Origin of the sequence: Streptomyces sp. NPDC005492 (assembly GCF_040605995.1) — a bacterium.
Lineage (GTDB): Bacteria > Actinomycetota > Actinomycetes > Streptomycetales > Streptomycetaceae > Streptomyces.
Genome location: NZ_JBEXDX010000049.1, coordinates 31,751 through 52,017 on the forward strand (window position 1 = coordinate 31,751; position 20,267 = coordinate 52,017).

At 69.5% G+C, this 20,267-nt stretch carries 15 protein-coding genes; 7 read left to right on the forward strand and 8 right to left on the reverse strand.

The annotated features are described in order from the left end of the window. Positions 1–16: 16 nt before the first annotated feature. Positions 17–2,767 carry an exo-beta-D-glucosaminidase gene (locus ABZT04_RS38855; protein ID WP_356063530.1) on the forward strand — a complete coding sequence of 917 codons (2,751 nt, stop codon included), beginning with the start codon at positions 17–19 and terminating at the stop codon, positions 2,765–2,767. Here ABZT04_RS38855 and ABZT04_RS38860 read toward each other — a convergent pair. Then, the gene (locus tag ABZT04_RS38860; RefSeq protein WP_356063477.1) at positions 2,754–4,184 is read right to left on the reverse strand and encodes a hydrolase; all 1,431 of its coding nucleotides are present in this window, start codon (positions 4,182–4,184) and stop codon (positions 2,754–2,756) included. The two genes, ABZT04_RS38855 and ABZT04_RS38860, sit on opposite strands and share 14 nt — an antisense overlap. Before the next feature lie 231 nt (positions 4,185–4,415). On the opposite strand from ABZT04_RS38860, the gene ABZT04_RS38865 reads away from it, so the two are divergent. Further along, positions 4,416–4,679, forward strand: a complete 264-nt coding sequence (locus ABZT04_RS38865) for a GlsB/YeaQ/YmgE family stress response membrane protein (RefSeq protein ID WP_355902626.1) — start codon at positions 4,416–4,418, stop codon at positions 4,677–4,679. A 101-nt stretch (positions 4,680–4,780) separates the two neighbouring features. Then, entirely contained in the window at positions 4,781–5,662 is an 882-nt protein-coding gene (locus ABZT04_RS38870) for a GNAT family N-acetyltransferase (protein WP_356063480.1), read from the forward strand. Positions 5,663–5,788: 126 nt separating this feature from the next. Here the strand turns inward: ABZT04_RS38870 and ABZT04_RS38875 are convergent, their stop codons facing one another. Next, a complete protein-coding gene (locus ABZT04_RS38875) occupies positions 5,789–6,604 on the reverse strand; it encodes an NAD(P)-dependent oxidoreductase (RefSeq protein ID WP_356063483.1) in 816 nt (271 codons plus the stop codon). A 57-nt stretch (positions 6,605–6,661) separates the two neighbouring features. Continuing rightward, on the reverse strand, positions 6,662–7,438 hold the full coding sequence (locus tag ABZT04_RS38880; protein ID WP_356063486.1) for a GNAT family N-acetyltransferase: 777 nt from the start codon (positions 7,436–7,438) through the stop codon (positions 6,662–6,664). Positions 7,439–7,816: 378 nt separating this feature from the next. On the opposite strand from ABZT04_RS38880, the gene ABZT04_RS38885 reads away from it, so the two are divergent. Continuing rightward, on the forward strand, positions 7,817–8,335 hold the full coding sequence (locus tag ABZT04_RS38885; RefSeq protein ID WP_356063488.1) for a GNAT family protein: 519 nt from the start codon (positions 7,817–7,819) through the stop codon (positions 8,333–8,335). A gap of 77 nt (positions 8,336–8,412) precedes the next feature. Here ABZT04_RS38885 and ABZT04_RS38890 read toward each other — a convergent pair whose 3' ends face one another. Continuing rightward, a complete protein-coding gene (locus ABZT04_RS38890; RefSeq protein WP_356063491.1) occupies positions 8,413–9,099 on the reverse strand; it encodes a chaplin in 687 nt (228 codons plus the stop codon). 316 nt (positions 9,100–9,415) lie between these two features. Between ABZT04_RS38890 and ABZT04_RS38895 the strand changes: the two genes are divergently transcribed. Continuing rightward, positions 9,416–11,005 carry an alpha/beta hydrolase gene (locus ABZT04_RS38895; protein WP_356063493.1) on the forward strand — a complete coding sequence of 530 codons (1,590 nt, stop codon included), beginning with the start codon at positions 9,416–9,418 and terminating at the stop codon, positions 11,003–11,005. Here ABZT04_RS38895 and asnB read toward each other — a convergent pair. The 3 genes from asnB to ABZT04_RS38910 form a co-directional block, all read right to left on the reverse strand. Then, positions 10,994–12,835 (reverse strand): asparagine synthase (glutamine-hydrolyzing), encoded by a 1,842-nt coding sequence (gene asnB, locus ABZT04_RS38900; RefSeq protein WP_356063496.1) that lies wholly within the window; start codon positions 12,833–12,835, stop codon positions 10,994–10,996. The genes ABZT04_RS38895 and asnB overlap by 12 nt on opposite strands. 288 nt (positions 12,836–13,123) lie before the next feature. Next, on the reverse strand, positions 13,124–14,386 hold the full coding sequence (locus tag ABZT04_RS38905; RefSeq protein ID WP_356063498.1) for an arginine deiminase: 1,263 nt from the start codon (positions 14,384–14,386) through the stop codon (positions 13,124–13,126). Positions 14,387–14,416: 30 nt separating this feature from the next. Next, entirely contained in the window at positions 14,417–15,847 is a 1,431-nt protein-coding gene (locus ABZT04_RS38910; protein ID WP_356063501.1) for a basic amino acid/polyamine antiporter, read from the reverse strand. Between the two features lie 87 nt (positions 15,848–15,934). On the opposite strand from ABZT04_RS38910, the gene ABZT04_RS38915 reads away from it, so the two are divergent. Further along, positions 15,935–17,035 carry a chemotaxis protein gene (locus ABZT04_RS38915; protein ID WP_356063504.1) on the forward strand — a complete coding sequence of 367 codons (1,101 nt, stop codon included), beginning with the start codon at positions 15,935–15,937 and terminating at the stop codon, positions 17,033–17,035. A gap of 78 nt (positions 17,036–17,113) precedes the next feature. Continuing rightward, positions 17,114–18,139, forward strand: coding sequence for a Gfo/Idh/MocA family oxidoreductase (locus tag ABZT04_RS38920; RefSeq protein WP_356063507.1), 1,026 nt, complete (start codon positions 17,114–17,116; stop codon positions 18,137–18,139). On the opposite strand, the gene ABZT04_RS38925 is transcribed toward ABZT04_RS38920, so the two are convergent. Beyond that, a complete protein-coding gene (locus tag ABZT04_RS38925) occupies positions 18,129–20,153 on the reverse strand; it encodes a phosphocholine-specific phospholipase C (protein WP_356063510.1) in 2,025 nt (674 codons plus the stop codon). The two genes, ABZT04_RS38920 and ABZT04_RS38925, sit on opposite strands and share 11 nt — an antisense overlap. Positions 20,154–20,267: the final 114 nt, after the last annotated feature.

Consider the following 20,267-nt stretch of genomic DNA (forward strand, 5'->3'; position numbering starts at 1 on the left):
GAGGCTGGAGACCGCAGTGTTCCACCGCCCCGCCGTCCTCCCACTCCTCAGGAGCCGTCTCACCACGGCCGCGGTCGCCCTCGGCCTGCTGGGTTCCCTCACCACCGGCGCGTGGGCGGGGGCCTGGGAGCCGTCCCCGCCTCCCGCGCCGGCCCCGGTGACCGCCGTGGGCTCGACCGCCGGAGCCGCGACCCCCCTGTCCGGCTACACGATCCAGTCGTCCGCCAAGGTCACCGACTCCCCCGCGACCGTCTCCTCCCCCGGCTACCGGACCACCGGCTGGTACCCGGCCGGCGCGCGCTCGACGGTCCTCGCGGCCCTGATCGCCGACGGTGTCTACCCGGACCCCTTCTACTCCACCAACCAGCGAAAGATCCCGAAGGCCGACTTCCAGGTGCCGTGGTGGTACCGGAGCGACTTCACGGTCACCGACCGCACGCAACGCACCTACCTCGACTTCAGCGGGGTGATCTCGGCGGCCGACGTCTATGTCGACGGCAAGCGCGTCGCCCAAGCCACCGACGTCAACGGCGCCTACACACACCATGAGTTGGACATCACCTCACTCGTCCGCTCGGGCACCAACACGGTCGCCTTCCGCATCCGCCCGAACGACCCGAACAAGAACCTCACCATGGGCTGGATCGACTGGCTCCAGCCGCCACCCGACCAGAACATGGGCATCGTCCGTGACGTCCTCGTCCGACGCGGCGGCCCGGTCGCGCTGCGCGACGCACATGTGGTGACCAAACTGGCCGTGCCCTCGCTCGCCACCGCCGACCTGACGGTCAAGGCGCAGGCGCGCAACGACTCGAGTACGCCCGTCACCGCACAGGTCAGGGGCAGCGTCGCCGGCACGGTCTTCGAAAAGACCGTCTCCCTGGCCGCCCACGAGACGCGGACCATCACCTTCGGCCTCCATCTCGACTCCCCGAAGGTGTGGTGGCCCGCGGGCATGGGCGGGCAACCGCTCTACGATCTCGACCTCACCGCCTCCGTGCACGGCACCCCCTCCGACACCGCGCACGAGAGCTTCGGCATCCGCGACGTCCAGGCCCCGCTGAACTCCGCCGGCGACCGGCAGTACCGGATCAACGGCCGCAAGTTGCTGATCAAGGGCGGCGGTTGGTCCCCCGACGAGTTCCTGCGCTGGGACCGGACCTACGTCGAGGACCGTCTCCAGTACGCCCTCGACCTGGGCCTGAACACCATCCGGCTCGAAGGGCACATCGAACCGGACGAGTTCTTCGACCTGGCCGACCGCTACGGCATCCTGACCCTCCCGGGCTGGGAGTGCTGCGACAAGTGGGAAGGGCAGGTCAACGGCGACGAGACCGGCGACAAGTGGACCGCCGCCGACTATCCCGTCGCCAGGGCGTCGATGGCCGCCGAGGCCGCCCGGCTCCGCGACCACCCGAGCGTGATCTCCTTCCTCATCGGCAGCGACTTCGCCCCCGACGCGACGATCGAGAAGACCTACCTGGACGCCTTGAAGACCGCCGACTGGAAACTCCCGGTGGTCGCGGCCGCGTCCGACAACTCATCGCCGACCAGCGGCAGTTCGGGCATGAAGATGACCGGCCCGTACGACTGGATCCCGCCGAACTACTGGTACGCCAAACGCGAGGGCGGCGCCACCGGCTTCAACTCCGAGACCAGCGCGGGCCCCGACATCCCCACCCTCGACACCCTGCGCCGGATGATGACCCCGGCCGAACTGGCCACCCTGTGGAAGAACCCGGCCGCCCAGCAGTACCACCGCTCCCCCTCCCCCGTCTTCAACACCCTCAGGCTCTACGACAACGCCCTCACCGGCCGCTACGGCCCACCGACGAGCCTCACCGACTACGTCAGGAAGGCCCAGCTCGCGCAGTACGAGAACGTCCGCGCCCAGTTCGAGGCGTACGAGCGCAACGCCACCGACGCCTCGAAGCCCTCGACCGGGGTCGTCTACTGGATGTTCAACAGCGGCTGGACCTCACTGCACTGGCAGTTGATGGACCGTTACCTCGACCAGGGCGGCGCCTACTTCGGCGCGAAGAAGGCGAACGAGCCCCTGCACATCCAGTACTCGTACGACAACCGCTCGGTCGTCGTAGTGAACAACCGGAACGCGGCGGCGGGCCAACTCACCGCGCGGGCAACGCTGTTCAACACCGATGGGACCCAGAAGTACGACAGGACGGTGGCCGGGGTGAAGGTCTCCGGCGGTGGCGCCCACACCACCGCGCTCACTCTGCCCTCGTCGGTGAACGGACTGTCGACCACGTACCTGGTACGGCTGACGCTCACCGACGCGTCCGGGAAGGAGGTGAGCCGGAACGTGTACTGGCTCTCCACCGAGCCCGACACCCTCGACTGGGCGCACACCGACTGGTACTACACGCCGACGACGAGCTACGCCGACCTCAAGGGGCTCAACTCGATGGCCCAGGTACCTGTTTCGGCGTCGGCGTCGACGGACACGGACGCGCATGGGACGTCGACCACGACGGTCACTGTGCGCAACTCGGGGACAGGGAAGACACCTTCACTCCTCACCGATGTCCATCTCGTGGACTCGGCGGGCAAACCGGTGCTGCCGGTGAAGTGGTCCGACAACGAAGTGAGCCTGTGGCCCGGGGAGTCGAGGACGCTGACGGTGACCTACCGGACGGCCGAGCTGCACGGATCGGTGCCACGGGTGCGGGTCTCCGGCTGGAACACACCGGAGCGGACGGTCCCGGCGGGCTCGCCGGGACCGTCCGGTCGGCTCAGCTCACGTTGAGCGCGGTGTCGTCGATGACGAAGGACGTCTGGAGGGTGGACCCTTCGACGCCGCTGAACTTGATGGTGGCCGTGGTGCCAGCCAGGGAGGAGACGTCGAAGGACTTCAGGACGTATCCGGAGGCCGCGTTGAGGTTCGAGTACGTGGCCAGGGTGGTGGATCCGGCGGTGACCGTCAGCTTGTCGTAGGCGGTACTGGTGGTGGTCTCCGCGGTGTCCACGTGCAGATAGAAGCTGAGCGTCGCGGAGCAGCCGGACGGGATGGTCACCGACTGGGACAGCGTGTCGGTGTGGGCCGTTCCATAGCCGTCGAGCCAGGCCTTGTAGGAGCCGGTGCGGGCGGCCTCGCTGCTGGAGGTGGTGATGACGCCACTGCTGCCGGTCCAGGTGGTGTTGCCGGACTCGAAGCCGGGGTTGCCGAGGATCTGGGCCGCGGTGCAGGTGCCGCCACCCCCGCCACCGCCACCGCCGCTGCTGTCGCTCGCGCCCGCCAGCCACTCGGTGGCGTTGAGGGCGAGGGGGGCGTTGGTGGCGCCGGTGTCGTTCCAGCCGTCGTAGAGCGTGTTGCCGGACTGGCCGGTGCCGTCGTCGACCGGTGAGGTGTCACCCCAGAAGGCGACGCGGCCGCTGCCGAAGGTGCTGGTGGCGAAGAAGGCGCCGGTGTTGCCGGAGTAACCGCTGCGGTAGAGCAGGCCCTTGACCGAGGAGTTGTCGGTGGGCTTCAGGGTGGCCGTGGTGCCGTCGGCGATCAGGCTCTTGGTGACCGTGCCGAAGGAGCCGTGCAGGACCGGGTCGGTGCTGTCGCTGATCGCGGCCGGGTAGCCGGAGCTGACGTCGAGGGTGTCGATGGAGAAGCCGAACGGGTCGGTCGAGTCGACGCTGTTGTTCGTCATCAGGTCGTTGAAGATCTCGACCGCGTCGTAGCCGTCGCTGTTGCGGTCGGCGCCGGTGTGGTCGGAGATCATGAACAGACCGCCGCCGGCCTTCACGAAGTTCATGATGGCGGTCTTCTCGGCCGTCGTGAACAACGTGTTGGGCTCCGGCAGGACCAGCGTGTCGAAGTTCGACAGGTCGGTCGTCGACGAACCGCCGTACGTCAGCGCGCTGGTGGCGGTCTTCATGCTGTAGTTGCCGGTCTTCTGCAGGGCGACGCCCCACGACGACAGCGCCCCGGTCCAGTCCGTCTCCGAGGACGGCGAGGAGTCCTGGGAGAGCGGGTCGGGCTTGCTGGTGGAGATGATCCAGTCCGCGTTGCCCGCCTCCTCGGCGTGGCCGTCGTCGAACAGGACGCGGTGCGTGGTGGCCGCGTGCGCGGGCGTGGCCGTGGTGGTGACCTGGAGAGCGCCTCCCGTGACGAGAAGCCCCAGGCCGGCGAGGGCGGTGGTGAGTCTGCGGCGGGATCTTCTTGATCCAAGCATCCGGCGAACCTCCGTGAGGGGATGGGGAAAGCTGCGGTGCGGGCGCCTGATCTGCGCGCGTAGAACGGTAGTTGGGGAGTTCTACACGCGTTGAACGATTGAAAGGTACATGGCATGAAGGGGTGGTGAACAGAAAGTCGCGGCAATAACCGGCAACAAAACCCGGGCGGAGTGGCTCGGCGTCCAGCGGGCACAAGGTGAGAGCGGGGATATCGACAAAGAGGGGCGGAGATGGAGATCTCGGGCATCATCAGTGCCATCATCATCGGCATCATCATTGGCGTGCTGGGACGGCTCGTCGTCCCCGGGCGCCAGCACATCGGCGTCATCCTGACGATCGTCGTCGGCATCGTCGCCGCTCTGATCGGCGCGGCGATCGCTTCGGGCCTGGGTGTCGCCGACACCAAGGGCGTCGACTGGATCGAGTGGCTCATCCAGATCGGCCTGGCGGCGGTGGGCATCGCCGCGCTGGACCGGACGAGGGTGCGCCGCTGAGGGGTGCGCGGGAAATGTGTTGCGGGTGAGAGCGGGCGGCGGCTAGCTTCTGCGGGCCCGCCGCCCGCTCCCCCGCTTCCCGCACCCCTGACGGAGAACCCTTGTCGCCACGTGTCATCCCGCTCGTCGACCCGGAGTCCGGCCCGTCGAGCCGTCGTCTCCTCTGGCTGGCCCAGGACGCCGACGGCATACCCGTCGGGTCGGCTTCTCTGCGTCTGTTCCTCAAGGAGGGGCAGGCGCATCTGGCCGAACTGGAGGTCGCGGTCCACGGCGCCGAGCGGCGACAGGGCGTCGGGACACGGTTGTTGGCGGCCGCGGTCGCGGCGGCCCGTGCGGACGGCCGGCGCTCGGTCGTCGCCCAGGCCCAACAGGGTTCACCGGCCGACGAGTTCCTGCCGGCCCGCGGTTTCCGTCCGGTGCTGGCGCTGACGTACGCACGGCTGTCGTTGGCCGACGCGGATCTCGCGGCGATCGGGGAACAGGCCGAACGCCCGCACTCAGGCTACGAGTTGACGCGGTGGGACGGCACGGTCCCGGACGAACTCGCCCTCTCCTGCGCGCGGGCGCGCACCGCGATGGACGACACGCCGATGGAGGGCACCGACTACGGCACCGTCGTCTGGGATGTGGAGCGGCTGGTCGCGGCGGCCGAGGCGGTCGCACGGCGTGGGGAACTCCTGCACACCGTCGCCGCCGTGGACACGGCCGACGGCCAGATCGTCGGATTCTCCGAACTCGTCGTGCCGGGCGACGGACTCGGCGACGCCCAGCACTACGGTACGGCCGTACTGCCCGCGCACCGTGGCCGCGGTCTCGCCCGCTGGATGAAGGCGGCCGCGATCCGCCGGGCCCATGAACTCCACCCGCTGCTCGCCGGGTTGCTCACGGACACGGCGGACGGCAACGCGCCCATGCGGGCGGTGAACGACGCGCTCGGGTATGTGCCGACCCATCGTGCGGTGGAGTACCAACTCGACCTGTAGGCGGCCCGCGTACGGCTCACCGGGCGGCGCGCAGCGCGGCGAGGCCCTCGCGGCTGGACGGGTATACGGGCGTCCAGCCCAGCTCCCGTTCGGCCTTCGCGCTCGACACCCGTTGGCTGCTGGTCATCATCGTGTGCGCGTACCCCATCGGCCGGACCGCCCACAGCGGCAGCGCGATCGGCTTCGGCAGCCCGAACTCCCGTGCCGCACACAGGACATGGGCCCGGAATCCCAGCGGTGTGCGGTCGGTGACGTTGTACGCCTGGCCGGGACGCGTTCGACGGCGGCGGCCACCGCGCGGGCGGCGTCGGTGAGTTCGATCCAGGGCAGGACCCGGCCGTGGTCGTCCGGGGCGGGCAGTTGCCGTTTGCGCAGCATGGGGAGGATGGCGTCGGTGCCGCCGGGCCCGTAGAAGAGGCCGAAACGGAGTGCGATGCCCTCCATGTCCGGTGCCTCGAAGGTGAGTTGCTCCTTGGTGCGCATGCCCTCGATGTGCTTCTCCAGTTCCGGTGTGGCGCCGCGCGGGCCGAAGGGGTCGTCCTCGGTGAGGGAGCGGGTGCCGAAGTCCCCGTAGCCGTAGCCGAAGACCATCGACTCGGTGATGAACCGACGGGCACCGGTGGCCCGGGCCGCCTCGACGAGATGGGCGGTGCCCTCGATGCGCAAGGCGTTGGTGGCGTACATGTCGCGGTGGCGCACGGGCGCTTTGCGCAGGGCGGTCGCGGCGTGGACGACCGTGTCGAAGTGGTGTCCCTCGACCGCGCGGAGCAGCCCGTCCCGGTCCATGAGGTCGGCGCGGATGCCGTTGCCGGGTCCTCGACCGAGGCCGGTGACCTGGTGGCCGGCGCCGGTGAGGGCTTTGGTGAGGTGACCGCCGAAGACACCGCTCGCGCCGGCGAGGAGGATGCTCCGGCCGCTGTTCTGGCTCTGGTTCGTCGTCATGTCGATGCGACGAACGGGGTCGGCGCGGATGTGACATCGCCGGGCTGACCTGCGGCGTTACGGCTCGTACAGGTACGGGGTGGTCGTGGTGAGCGGGGCGAGGCCGAGGCGTTCGAGGATGGGGCGGCTCTGGTCGGAGGCGTCGACCTGGACGTAGCGGTGGCCACGGTCCGCGGCGATGCGGGCGCGGTGGGCGACCAGGGCCCGGTAGATGCCGCGGCCCCGCCAGCCCTCGACCGTGCCGCCGCCCCACAGGCCGGCGAACGGGGTGCCGGGGACGAGTTCCATTCGCGCCGCGCTCACCGGTTCGTCACCGGCGAGGGCGACGACGGCGACGACCGTGTCCGGGTAGGCGGCGATTCGGTCGAGCAGGCGGGCGCGCATCCGGGAGCTGTCCGTGCCGAAGGCTTTTTCGTGGACGTCCGCCACGAGATCCACGCCGGCGCGGTCGGTGGCGGCCAACAGGCGGATGCCGTCCGGCAGTTGGGCGTCGAGGGTGAGCGCGTCGATCTCGCCGATCATCAGGGTCTCCTGCGGATCGGGCGTGAACCCGGCCGCCGTCAGCCGCTGCCCGAGATCCGACGGCAGGTCATGGCCGTAGAGCTTCCATTCGAAGGCGCGGCCGAGCCCGGTGAAGTACGCGATCTGCTCGGCGATCGCCGCGTCGGCGTCCGTCTCGTCCGGATCCGACCACAGGACACCGTTCCAGCCGTGCTCGCCGGCGACCTGGCGCACCACTCCCCCGGCCCGCTCGACTCGCGCCCCGGGACCGTCGGGTCGAGCGCCTTCGCGCAGGTCGCGGTCGTGGAGGGCGAGTACCTTGGCGTGATCCATACGGCCACCTCACCATCCGTGGACCGACCCGGCAACGGGATTAGGTGGCGTCGGCCCGGGGGGGGCGGATCGGCTTGTGACCCGCGTCGAAAAAGTGCCCCGCTTGGAGCGGCACCACCCCGTCTGCTTCTGGGCCGCCTTCTGCCGGGTCGATCCCCCGGCCAGACGGCCGCCCGGCGCCCGGCGGTCCGGTCATCCAGGCCCTGAAGGACAAGTTGGAGTTCGTCGCCGTGGGACGGGCCGCGGCCATGACGGCCGGTCTCCGCCCCGGCCGGCTGATCCGCACTGCCATCGCCTCCGGGCTCCGGGCTCCGAAGGCGGAGGTGGACGAACTACCGGACGATTCCCAGCAGTTGGCATCCCCTACCCTTGTTCCGTATGAGCTCGGAGACCATCTCGCTGCGACCGGTGGACGAGGGCGGCCTGGCCGTCATGGAGCGCTTCCTCAGCGACCCGGAGGCCGCGTCGGAGTTCCAGTGGTACGGCTGGAGCGATGCCCGGCGTTGGCGACGGCAGTGGTCGGAGGACCGACTGCTCGGTGCGGACAGGTCGTATCTGATGGTGGTCCGGGGCGAGGAGCGGGTGGGGTTCGTCGCCTGGCGGAAGGTCACGCCGACTCCGACGTGCCACTACTGGAACATGGGCATCACCCTGCTGCCCGGGGCCCGCGGAAAGGGCGTGGGCACCGAGGCACAAAGGCAGTTGGTGCGCTATCTGTTCGCCCACACCTTGGTGATGCGCGTCGAGGCGGACACGGAGCTGGAGAACCTCGCCGAGCAACGGGCCCTGGAGAAGGTCGGGTTCACCCGGGAGGGCGTCCTGCGGAGTGTCGCGTACCGGGACGGGCGGTGGCGGGACGGGGTCCGGTACAGCATCCTGCGCGGCGAGTTGACCTGATCCACCGGCGTCGGACGACGGAGGCCCCACCGGTCAGGTACCCGGTGGGGCCTTCCGTCCTGGCGCGGGCGCTCGGGTCAGCGTCCCGCCCTGGGGCGGAAGCGCCGGTACAGGGCGGCGCCGCCCAGGAGAAAGGCCGCACTCGTGGCGGCGGCCGGGACGATGTCGTCGGCACCCGTGTGGGCGAGCGACGCCTGGGCAACGGCTGGTGTGTGGTGCGGCTCCATCCGCACTCCCCGTCCTGATGCGGGGTGCGGTTTCGATGGCGTGGACGGCTCGGGGGTCGGCCGCGTGGGGTGGTGGCGGGGGTGGTCGCCCGAGGTGTTCCCGGAGTGGTTGCCCACGCTCGGGTTGCCGACGCCAACCACGCTCACGGAATTGCCGGTGACGTTCACGGGCAGATGGAGAGGGAGCTGGACACCATTGCCGGAGAGCACACCCGGCGAATCCTTTCCGTCGCTCTGTGCAGCGGCACCGGCGGGCGGTCCGTCGGGGTTCTCGCCACCCCCACCCTTCTTCGCGCCGCCTTCATTGACGCACCTGTTGCCCGCGGCGGGATTGAGGAGCCCCACCACGTTCACGGTGTTCCCGCACACGTTCACCGGAACATGCACCGGGAGCTGGATGGTGTTGCCGGAGATCACCCCGGGCGAGCCGGCCGCGGCGCCGTCCGCCGCGTAATCGGCGAACGCCGGCCCAGCCACTGCCATCGCACCGGATGCGGCGGCGACGGCGATCACACCGTTTCGGGTAACCCGTTTCATAGGGTCCCTGCCTTCCAGAGATGTAGCGGGCACACACCCGCACCGGATAAAACGCGGGCGCACCATCCGAGTTATGGCTTATCGGCCTTTCACTCCATCGAGCGTCAGGGTTATCGAACTACTCGTAACAACTGCCTTGCGACGACCCGAGCCGATCGAAAGCCATTGGTCAGCATTAGTCGGACAACCGCTTAGGCCTATTGAAGGTGCGCAGAATACGGCACCTCTCGCCGTTCCGCCCGCCGGGAGGCGGCGCCCGCGAGGCCCGCTTATCGTGATCGGAGGCGCTGGTCACGGCGCGTTCTTGGAGGCACTGATGCTGGCCAAGCTGTCATCGCGGCCCGCGTTCCGGCGCCGCGCGTTCACCGGGGCCCTCACACTGGCTCTGCTCGGGGCGGGGCTGCCCGCAGTCGCGCTCGCCGGCGACCGGCCGCAGCCCGATCTGTCGCGGTTCTACCGGCAGAAGGTGAAGTGGACCGCGTGCAAGGACATGGACGCGCCCAAGGATCTGCGGTGCGGGAAGGTCACCGTCCCGCTCGACTACGCCAGGCCCGGCGCCGCGACGCTCGACATCGCGCTGGCCCGCTACCGGGCGACCGGGAAGTCGCGGGGCTCCGTGCTGCTGAACTTCGGCGGTCCGGGTGGTGCAGGAGTCAGTGAACTCGCCTCGGACGGCAAGGAGTTCATGGATCTGACCAACGGCTACGACGTCGTCACCTTCGATCCGCGCGGCGTCGGCCAGTCCTCGCCGGTCAGTTGTGGCGCGGGCGCCGACCAGGGCTCGGCCGCTACGGACGAGGAACCGGCGGACATCGACAGCGCTGATCCGAAGGTCGTCCTCAAGCAGTTGCGGAAGGCCGCCGAGATCTGTGCCAAGTACTCCGGCCCGGTGCTGCCCCACATAGGCACGGTCAACGCCTCCCGGGACCTGGACGTGATGCGCCAGGCCCTCGGCGACAAGAAGCTCAACTACCTCGGCTTCTCCTACGGCACCCGGCTCGGGGCGGTGTACGCGGCGCAATTCCCCAAGAAGGTGGGCCGGTTGGTGCTCGACGGGGTCGACACCCTCACCGAGCCGCTCTCCGAGCAGGGCGTCGCGGGCGCCGAGGGACAGCAGACCGCGCTGGAGGACTTCCTCACCTGGTGTGTGCGGGACATCGCCTGTCCGTTCGGGACCGACGCGCGTTCGGCTCCGGACCGGGTCGTGCAGCTCGTGCGCTCGCTCGACCAGGACCCGGTGCAGTCGGACTTCGGCGACCCGTTCTCGGGCCAGGACCTGGTCGGCTCCATCAGCCAGGCGCTGTACAGCCGGCAGTTGTGGCCGACGCTGGAGCGGGCCGTCGCCGCGCTGGTGGAGGACGGTGACACGCGCGCCATCATGGCCTTCTCGTCCGGCGGCAGCGACCTGCCCCGGCTCGGCGGGGGCGGTGGGCTCGTCGACGCGCAGGACGTCCCGCTCGACAACCTCCCGGCCGCGCTGATGGCCATCAACTGCGCCGACGACCCCGACCGCCCCACCGCCGAGCAGATCACCAGGAACCTCGGCCGACTGCGCACCGAGTACGAACAGGCGTCCCCGGTCTTCGGCCGCTACCGGCTCACCGAAGTACTGATGTGCTACGGCCGTCCCAAGGGCACCGACTACATCCGCGACGCCGTCAAGGACGTGGACACATCCAAGATGCTGCTCGTCGGAACCCGGGGCGACCCGGCGACGCCTTATCGCTGGACCGTGGAGACGGCCCAGCGGCTCGGTGCGTCGGCTGTGGTGCTCGACAACAAGGGCGAGGGCCACACCGGTTACGCGTCTTCCAAGTGTGTGCACACCAAGGTCAACGACTTCCTGCTGTACGGCTCGCTGCCGCCGAGCGGGAGTTCGTGTGCCGCGGACAGTTCAGGCGAGTGAGATCTCGGGTGTGTAGAGGTCCAGCCAGAGCGCCAGGTCCAGGGCGCGTTCCAGCCCGCGTCGGCCCGCCTGGGTGCTGATGGGTGCGTCGCGGTGGGCGGTCTGCCGGAGCTTCTCCCGGTCGACGAGGTCGAAGACCGGGTGGGAGGGGCGGGCGAGGAGGTCCTTGGCGTGGTCCTGGAGGGCGACGGCGTACTTGGGGTCCTGGGTGGACGGGTACGGGCTCTTGACCCGGTCGTACACGGACTTCGGCAGGACGTCCGTGGTGGCCTCCCTGAGCAGGGTCTTCTCCCGGCCGTCGAAGGACTTGAGGGACCAGGGCGTGTTGTAGACGTACTCGACGAGCCGGTGGTCGCAGAACGGGACCCGGACCTCCAGGCCCACGGCCATGCTCGCGCGGTCCTTGCGGTCGAGCAGGATGCGGACGAACCGGGTGAGGTGGAGGTGGCAGATGCGCCGCATGCGGTACTCGAAGTCGCTCTCGCCGTCGAGGCGTTGGACGCCGGAGACGGCATCGCGGTAGCCGTCCGCGAGATAGGACTCGGTGTCCAGGGCCTTGGTCAGGTCGGTGCGCAGTACGTCGGAGTCGTCCCCGAACTCGCGGCCGAAGCGCACCAGCCAGGGGAAGGTGTCCGCACGCCGGGCCTCCTCGTCGAAGAACTGCTGGTAGCCGCCGAAGACCTCGTCGGCGGACTCGCCGGACAGGGCGACCGTGGACTGGTCCCGGATGGCGCGGAACAACAGGTACAGCGAGGAATCCATGTCGCCGAAGCCCAGGGGGAGATCGCGCGCCCGGAGCATCTTCGCCCGTACGTCGGGATCGGCGAGGGTCTGCGCGTCGAGCACGATGTCCTGGTGGTCGGTGTCCGAGGCACGGGCCACGTCGTGGACGTACGGCGTGTCGGGGGTGCCGCGCAGTTGGTCGGCGACGAAGTTCTCGCTCTGGCCGGCGAAGTCGACGGCGAAGCTGCGCACCTTCTCGCCGTGTTCGGCGAGTTGGCGGGCGGCGATCGCGGTCATGGCGGAGGAGTCGAGGCCTCCGGAGAGCAGGGTGCAGCGGGGGACGTCGGCGACGAGTTGGCGGCGCACGATGTCGTCGAGGAGGCTTCGGACGGTGGCGACGCTGGTGTCGCGGTCGTCGGTGTGGGGACGGGTCTCCAACTGCCAGTAGACGCGGCGGCGCAGGCCGGAGCGGTCGACGGTGACGACGGTGCCGGGCTCGACCTCGGACATGCCGTTCCAGATGGCGTGTCCGGGTGTCTTGATCATGGTGAAGAGTTCCCGCAGGCCGTCCAGGGTGACCCTGGCGCTGGCGAGCGGGTTGGCGAGGATCGCCTTCGGTTCGGAGCCGAAGAGGACGCCGTCAGGGGTCGGGTGGTAGTAGAAGGGCTTGATGCCCATGCGGTCGCGGATCATGACGAGTTGGTCGCGGCGGCCGTCCCAGATCGCGAAGGCGTACATGCCGTTGAGGCGTTCGGCGACCGCGTCGCCCCATTCGAGGTAGCCGCGCAGGACGACCTCGGTGTCGGATTCGGTGGTGAACCGGTGTCCCCGGTCGGCGAGTTGGCGGCGCAGCTCGGTGAAGTTGTAGGTCTCTCCGGAGTAGACGAGCGCCACTGTGCCGTCCGCCGTCTCGGCGGTCATCGGCTGACGGCCCCCGGGCAGGTCGATGATCGCGAGCCGGCGGTGCCCGAGAGCTGCCGGACCCTGGGCCCAGACGCCTCGGTCGTCCGGGCCGCGGCAGGCCATCGTCTCGGTCATCGCATCCAATGTCGCTGCCTCGGCACGCAGTTCACGGTCGAAGGAGACCCAGCCGGTGATGCCGCACATGCGTTACCTCCTGCGTCCGGCCCGCCGAAAACAGGTCGCCCACCTGTGTCTTTCCTTACGAGTGGCCTGGACCCCGGCGAACCAGTTGTATCGAGCACCTACATGACGAGCCTGTGCCTCCGCACAGAGCCGGTCAACACAGCCGTAACCTGAATGGCCGTCACACCCGCGCACTTTCGGCCGCGTTGTGCGCCCCCGGGGTCCCCGGACCGGCGCTCCACCGGGCGGACTCGTCAGGAATCGGCCAAGGGCAAAGAGTTGCCCAATATCAGCGCCCCGAACGGGAGTTCAGAACTCCACGGGGTCCCGCACGATCGGGCAGGTCATGCAGTGCCCGCCGCCCCGGCCGCGCCCCAACTCGGCGCCGACGATGGTGATGACTTCGACGCCCGCCTTGCGCAGCAGGGTGTTGGTCTGGGTATTGCGGTCGTAGGTGAAGACCACGCCCGGTTCCAGCGCGACCGCGTTGTTGCCGCTGTCCCACTGCTGGCGTTCGGAGGCGTAGACGTCACCGCCCGTCTCCACGATCCGCAGTCCGGGCAGGCCGAGCGCCTTGGCGACGACGTCGGTGAAGGGGGTCGGGCCCTCGTCGACGATGTCGATGCCGGGCGCCTTGTCGCCGGGGCGCAGGGAGAAGGTGTGGACGGCGTCCATGATGGTCGGGTACAGGGTCACCAGGTCGCGGTCGGCGAAGGTGAAGACGGTGTCGAGGTGCATCGCGGAGCGCAGCTTCGGCATACCGGCGACGACCACGTGCTCGGCGGCTCCCAGGTCGAAGAGCGCCTTGGCGACCTGGGTGATGGCCTGGCGCGAGGTGCGCTCGCTCATGCCCATCAGGACCACGCCGTTGCCGACCGGCATGATGTCGCCGCCCTCGAACGTGGCCTGCCCCCAGTCGAGTTCGGGGTCGCCCCACCAGACGACGGAGCCTGCGAAGTCCGGGTGGAAGGTGTAGATCGCCTTCATCAGGAGGGTCTCGTCGTGCCGGGCGGGCCAGTAGAGGGGGTTGAGGGTGAGGCCGCCGTAGAGCCAGCAGGTCGTGTCGCGGGTGTAGAGGGTGTTGGGCAGCGGTGGCATCAGGTATTCGCGGACGCCGGTCGACTCGCGGGCGAGGGCGATGTGGTCGGTGCGGAAGTCGTCCGGGAGGTCGGTGGTGGCGAGGCCGCCGATCAAGTACTTGGCCAGTTCGGCCGGTTCGAGGCTCTCCAGGTAGGCGCGGGTCGGGTCGATGAGGCCGAGGCCGACCTCGTTCGCGACGATCTTCCGGTCCAGGAGCCAGTCCTTGGCGGCGGGGATCGTCATGGTCTGGGCGAGCAGTTCGTGCAACTCGACGACGTCGACGCCGCGTTCGCGGAGTTTGTTGACGAAGTCGGCGTGGTCGCGCTGGGCGTTCTCGACCCACATCACATCGTCGAAGAGCAGGTCGTCGGAGTTGGTCGGGGTGAGCCTGCGGTGGGCCAGGCCCGGGGCGCAGACCAGTACCTTGCGCAGTCTGCCGACCTCGGAGTGGACGCCGTACTCATGTCGGTTCACGCTGTCCTGCCTGGTCACGGTGCACCTTTCCGGAGGTCGGGGGCGAGGTCAGAGGCTGATCCAGCCCAGCGTCAGGGCGGTGATCCCGATGACGGCGCCCGCGATCGAGACGGCGAGGATCACCAGTTCGCGGGCCGAGAAGAGCGTGCGTCCCTGTTCCCTGCGGGCCTTGACGAACAGGAAGGTGGCGGGCGCGTAGATGATGAGCGAGACGAGGAGGTACTTGAAGCCGGCCGCGTAGATGAGGAACGCGGTGTAGATCGTGGCCAGCACGGCGACCGCCAACTCGCCGCGTCTGGCCCGGGTTTCGGCGAGCGCGATCCGTACGGCGAAGCCGGCCGCGAGCAGGAACGGGATCAGGGTCAGTGAACTGGTCAGGTCCAGGGCGAAGTTGAAGGCGTCGTCGGAGAAGTAGGTGACGACCAGGACGACTTGGCTCAGCAGGGTGGTCATCACCAGCGCGGGCACGGGCACGTCGGCCGCCGTGGACTTCTTCAGGAAGCGCGGCATGTCGTCGTCCTTGGCGGCCACGAACAGTACTTCGGCGGCCATCAGCGTCCAGGCGAGATAGGCGCCCAGCACGGAGACGATCAGCCCGACGCTGACGAAGACCTGTCCCCAGGTGCCCACCGCGTGCTCCAGCACGCCCGCCATGGAGGGCTGGCGCAGTTCGGCGATCTCACCCATCGGCATCAGGCCGTACGACACGATCGTCACCGACGCGAAGACGGCGAAGACGCTGAGGAAGCCGAGGACGGTCGCGCGGCCGACGTCCTCGCGGCGCCGGGCGTGCCGGGAGTAGACGCTGGCGCCCTCGACGCCCAGGAACACGAAGACGGTGGCCAGCATGGTGCCCTTGACCTGCTGGAACAGGGAGCCCGCGTAGTCGGCGCCACCGAAGTTCTCGGCGAAGACATGGGGCTTGAGGTAGAAGAGCGCGAGGACGACGAAGACCAGGATCGGCACGACCTTGGCGACGGTGACGATCCGGTTGATGGCCGCCGCCTCCTTCACCCCGCGGCTGATCAGCAGGAAGAAGAGCCACAGCCCGGCCGAGGAGAGGACCACCGCGAGGACGGTGTCGCCCTCGCCGAGCGCGGGTGCGATCGTGCCGATCGTCGACATGATGAGCACCCAGTACGTCACGTTGCCGACGCAGGCGCTGGCCCAGTAGCCGAAGGCGGCGAAGAAACCGAGGTACTCGCCGAACCCGGCCTTGGCGTAGGCGTAGACACCGGCGTCCAGGTCGGGTCTGCGGACCGCGAGGGTCTGGAAGACGAAGGCGAGCATCAGCATGCCCGTGCCGGCGACGGCCCAGGCGATCAGGGCGCCGGCCACACCCGTCTCCTGCGCGAACCTGCGCGGGAGCGAGAACACCCCGGCCCCGACCATCGAGCCGACCACCATGGTGGTCAACGTCGGCAGGCTCAGCTTGGCGGCCGTGGTCCGGGTCTCGGTAGTGGTGGCGGCTTGCGTCACCCGAGGGACGTTAGCAACCAATTATCCCCATTGCCTGGTGGGCTTCCCCCATATGCCCCATCCGCGAATCGGCCCTATCGTGCTGTTATGGAGCACGCACTGAGTCCCGCCACCCTCACCGAGCTGCGGCGCCCGCGTCCCTACCCCGCGGTCTCCGTGCTCACGCCGACGCATCGTCGCGAGCCCGACAACGCCCAGGATCCGGTCCGGCTGCGCAATGTGGTGGCCGAGGCCAAGAAGCAGTTGGAGGCCGATCCCGCGGTCCCCCGGGAGCGGCGCATCGACGTCGTCCGGCAACTCGACCAGGCCCTCGGGGAGGTCGATCTGACGCACGCCGAGGACGGGCTGGTGATCTTCGCCGCACCGGGTGAGCACCAGGTGTGGTCCCTCGCCAGGTCGGTGCCCGAACGTGTGGTGCTCTCCGACACGTTCCTCACCCGCAATCTCGTCTCCGCGCGGGCCTCCGAGCGGTCGTTCTGGGTGCTGTCGGTCTCCGCCGACCGCATCACTCTGTGGAACGGCGGAGTCGACCGGGTCACCGAGGAGCGCATCGGCGGCTTCCCGCTGGCCCGCGACACTCGGGACAACTTCGACGCCGAGCGGCAGGAGCGGATCGGCGACCTGCCGAGCACCTTCCGCGACGAGGACACCCGCCACTTCCTGCGTGAGGCGGACACCGCGATGGGCCGGATCCTGCGCGAGCACCGGCGGCCGCTCTACATCACCGGCGACCAGGCGGCCCTGTCCGCACTGCACGAGGTCGGCGGCGCCACGAAGGCCGCCGTGCCCGTCCCGCACGGCGGCCTCGCGCACGGCACACCCGACGCCGTGTGGCAGGCCGTACGGCCACTGGTCGACGCCGAGGCGCGCAAGAGCACCGTCACCGTGACCCGGGAGCTCGAATCGGCGCGCGGGCGCAAGGAGTTCGCAGCCGGCGTCGACGAGGTCTGGCAGAACGCCCGGGAGGGCCGGGTCCGGCTGCTGGCCGTCGAGGAGAACTACCGCGTCACGGTCCGCGACGACCACGGCGCCCATCTGGTTCCGGCCGACAGCGACGACCTCGACGCCCGCGAGGACATCGTGGACGAGATCGTCGAACAGTGCCTGGAGACCGGCGCCGACGTCCGCTTCGTCCCCGACGGCACCCTGAACGACGCGGACGGTATCGCGGGCGTGCTGCGCTACTGAGACCCTCGCGCTCCCGAGGCCGCTCCTCCCCTCCGGCGTACGCTACGGCGTGATCGTCGACGGAGAGGGAGTGCACACGTGGGTGACCTGCTGGGCGTGGCCGTGCTGGGTGCGGGACATATGGGAGCCGACCACATACGACGCCTCGACCAGGTGGTGAGCGGCGCCAGGGTCGCCGCGGTGGCCGACCCGGACACCGAGCGCGCCAAGGAGGCGGTGGCCGGTCTGGACGCGGTCACGGTGCACGAGGACGCCGTGGCCGCGCTCGACGCCCCCGGGGTCGAGGCGGTGCTCATCGCCTCGCCGGGTCCCGCGCACGAGGAGGCACTGCTCGCCGCCTTCGCCCGCGGGCTGCCGGTGCTGTGCGAGAAGCCCATGGTGCCCGACTCCACCGGAGCGCTCCGGGTGGTGGAGGCCGAGGCGCGGCTGGGCCGACGGCTGGCGCAGGTCGGGTTCATGCGACGCTACGACGCGGAGTACCAGCGGCTCAAGTCCCTGTTGGACGACGGGCAGTTGGGGCGTCCGCTGATGCTGCACTGCACCCACCGCAATGTGTCCTCGCCGCCCTACTTCACCTCCGCGATGCTCATCGACAGCTCGGTCTCGCACGAGATCGACGCGGCCCGCTGGCTGCTCGGCCAGGAGCTGACCGCGGTGACCGTGCTCAGCCCGCGCCCGTCGGCGAACGCACCGGAGGGTCTGATCGACCCGCAGCTCGTGCTCTTCGAGACCGACGGCGGCGCCCTCGTCGACGTCGAGGTGTTCGTCAACTCCGGCTTCGGCTACCAGGTGCGCTGCGAGGCCGTGTGCGAGGCGGGCAGCGCCCGGATCGGCGAGGACCGCACGATGGCCGTCACCACATGGGGCAGCGTGCACGAGGACGTACCGCTGGACTATCTCGTGCGGTTCGCGGACGCCTACGACCGGGAAGTGCAGTCCTGGGTCGACGCCACCCGGCAGGGGCGCGTCACCGGCCCCGGCGTCTGGGACGGCTACGCGTCCTCCGCCGTCGCCGAGGCCGGGGTCCGGGCGCTGGAGAGCGGCGGCCGGGTGACCGTCGAACTCGCCCCGCGCCCGGATCTGTACACCGACGTCAGCCGCTGACGCTCGCCGTGCCCGACTCCAGGTGTCCGGTGAACCGGCGCGACCAGCTCGCGTCGGAGTCGACGGTGACCGTGAAGTCGTACCAACCGTTCTGGTACGCCACGGCGTTGAAGAAGTCCTCCGTCGACGCGCCCGCGGCGACCGTGTAGGTCCACGGTCCGTCACCGCGGTAGTGGTTGGAGGTGATGGTGAACTTCACCGACGCGGAGCCCGAGTTGGCCATCCTGAAGTAGATCGCGAGCTTGCCGGTGCCCGGTTCGACGGCGTAACGGGTGCTCACCTCAACGGACTTGCCCGCCTTCGTGGCGTCTCCCTGGAAGCGTCGGAGGAAGCGGTTGGGGCCGACCATGGAGAGGTCGTACTTGCCGCCGCCGTAGCCGGTACCGATGTTGAAGTAGTCGGAGGCGGTGCCGCCCGGGTCGACCGTGTACTGCCAGGGGGTCGTGTCGCGGTAGGCGTTGGGGTGGATGGAGAGATGGGCGGCGCTCCTCGCGGCGCCGCCCTGGTTGGACATCGCGAACCAGGCGAGGATCTTGCCGCTCGACCCGAACTCCAGGTGATCCAGGTACCCGCCCGGCTGGTACGGCAACGCGCGGGCGGGCCGAGTACCGGTCTCCTGTATCGGCAGGGCGTTGTTCGTCGGTACCGGGTTGGGCAGCGGGCCGCAGGTGGAGAGGCCGATGACGCCGGTCGCCGGGAGCGCGACGGAGCCGTAGACCGGGTGGGCGAAGTCGAAGACGCCCGTCAGGTCGCCGCTGACCTTTCGGCGCCAGGTGCTGATGTTGGGGCAGGCGGCGGGCTTGCCCAGGGCCGTGGTCCAGGTCTCCAGGAAGCGCAGGACCGAGGTGTGCTCGAAGACCTCGGAGGAAACCCAACCGCCGCGCGTCCAGGGCGAGATGACGATCATCGGGACACGGAAGCCGAAGCCGTACGGCACGCCGTTGAGGAACTCGCCGTCGGTGCCCGCGGGCGGGACGGGTGGCGGGACGTGGTCGAAGTAGCCGTCGTTCTCGTCGTAGTTGAGGAACAGCACGGTCGAGTCGAAGACGTCCGGGTCGGCGGCGAGGGCCTGGTAGACGAGGCCGATGAAGTGGGCGCCGTCGCCGGGCGGGGCGTAAGGGTGCTCGGAGAAGGCCTGGTTGGGGACGACCCAGGAGACCTGCGGCAGGGTACCGGCGACGACGTCGGCCTTGATGGCGGCGGCGATGTCGTCGGGGGTCGAACCGGTCGTGGCCGGGACGGAGGACATGCCGCGGTCGTAAAGGGGGCTGCCCGCCTTGGAGTTGGCGAAGTTCTTGAAGTAGGCGCAGCCGTTGTCGCCGTAGTTGTCCGCCGCGTTCTGGTAGACCTTCCAGGTCACCCCGGCGTTCTGCAGTGACTCGGCGTAGGTCTGCCAGGTCAGGCCGGACTCGTCACCGCCGTCGTAGCTGGAGGAGTCGACCTTGCCGCTCCACAGATAGGTGCGGTTGGGGCCGGTCGCGCTGAGGGTGGAGCAGAAGTAGGCGTCGCAGACGGTGTAGCTGTCGGCGAGCGCGTAGTGGAAGGGGATGTCGGTGCGGTCGAGGTAGCCGAGCGAGCGCACGTTGCCGACGCCCGAGACCCAGTTGTCGAGGCGGCCCTTGTTCCACGCGGAGTGCTGTGAGGACCAGGAGTGCGGCAGATCGCCGTTGCACTGCGCTAGGGTCTCGCCGTCCTGGCCGCCCGCGGCCGGGGTGGCGCTCAGCTTCCAGGGGTACTGACGGCCGCCGCCGTTCGGCTGGTTGAAGACCGGATAGCCCCCGCTCAGCGTGATGCCACTGCGGTCGTCGAAGCCGCGGACGCCCTTGAGGCGCCCGAAGTAGTGGTCGAAGCTGCGGTTCTCCTGCATGAGGATCACCACGTGTTTCACGTCCGAGATCGTGCCGGTCGCCGTCCGCTGGGCAGCGATCGCGGGCCGTGCGCCGGCGCCCGTCGCCATGCCCGCCGCCACGGTGGCACCCAGCCCCACGAAGCCTCTTCGGCTGATCGGTGTCATGCGCTCCGCCCTCGTCACAGGAGTGCCCTAGCGGCACACCGGGCGCAAGGCTGCACGGAGCCTTCATCAAGGTCCATACCTGGTCGGTGAGATGGAGGTGAATAAAGGTCAAAG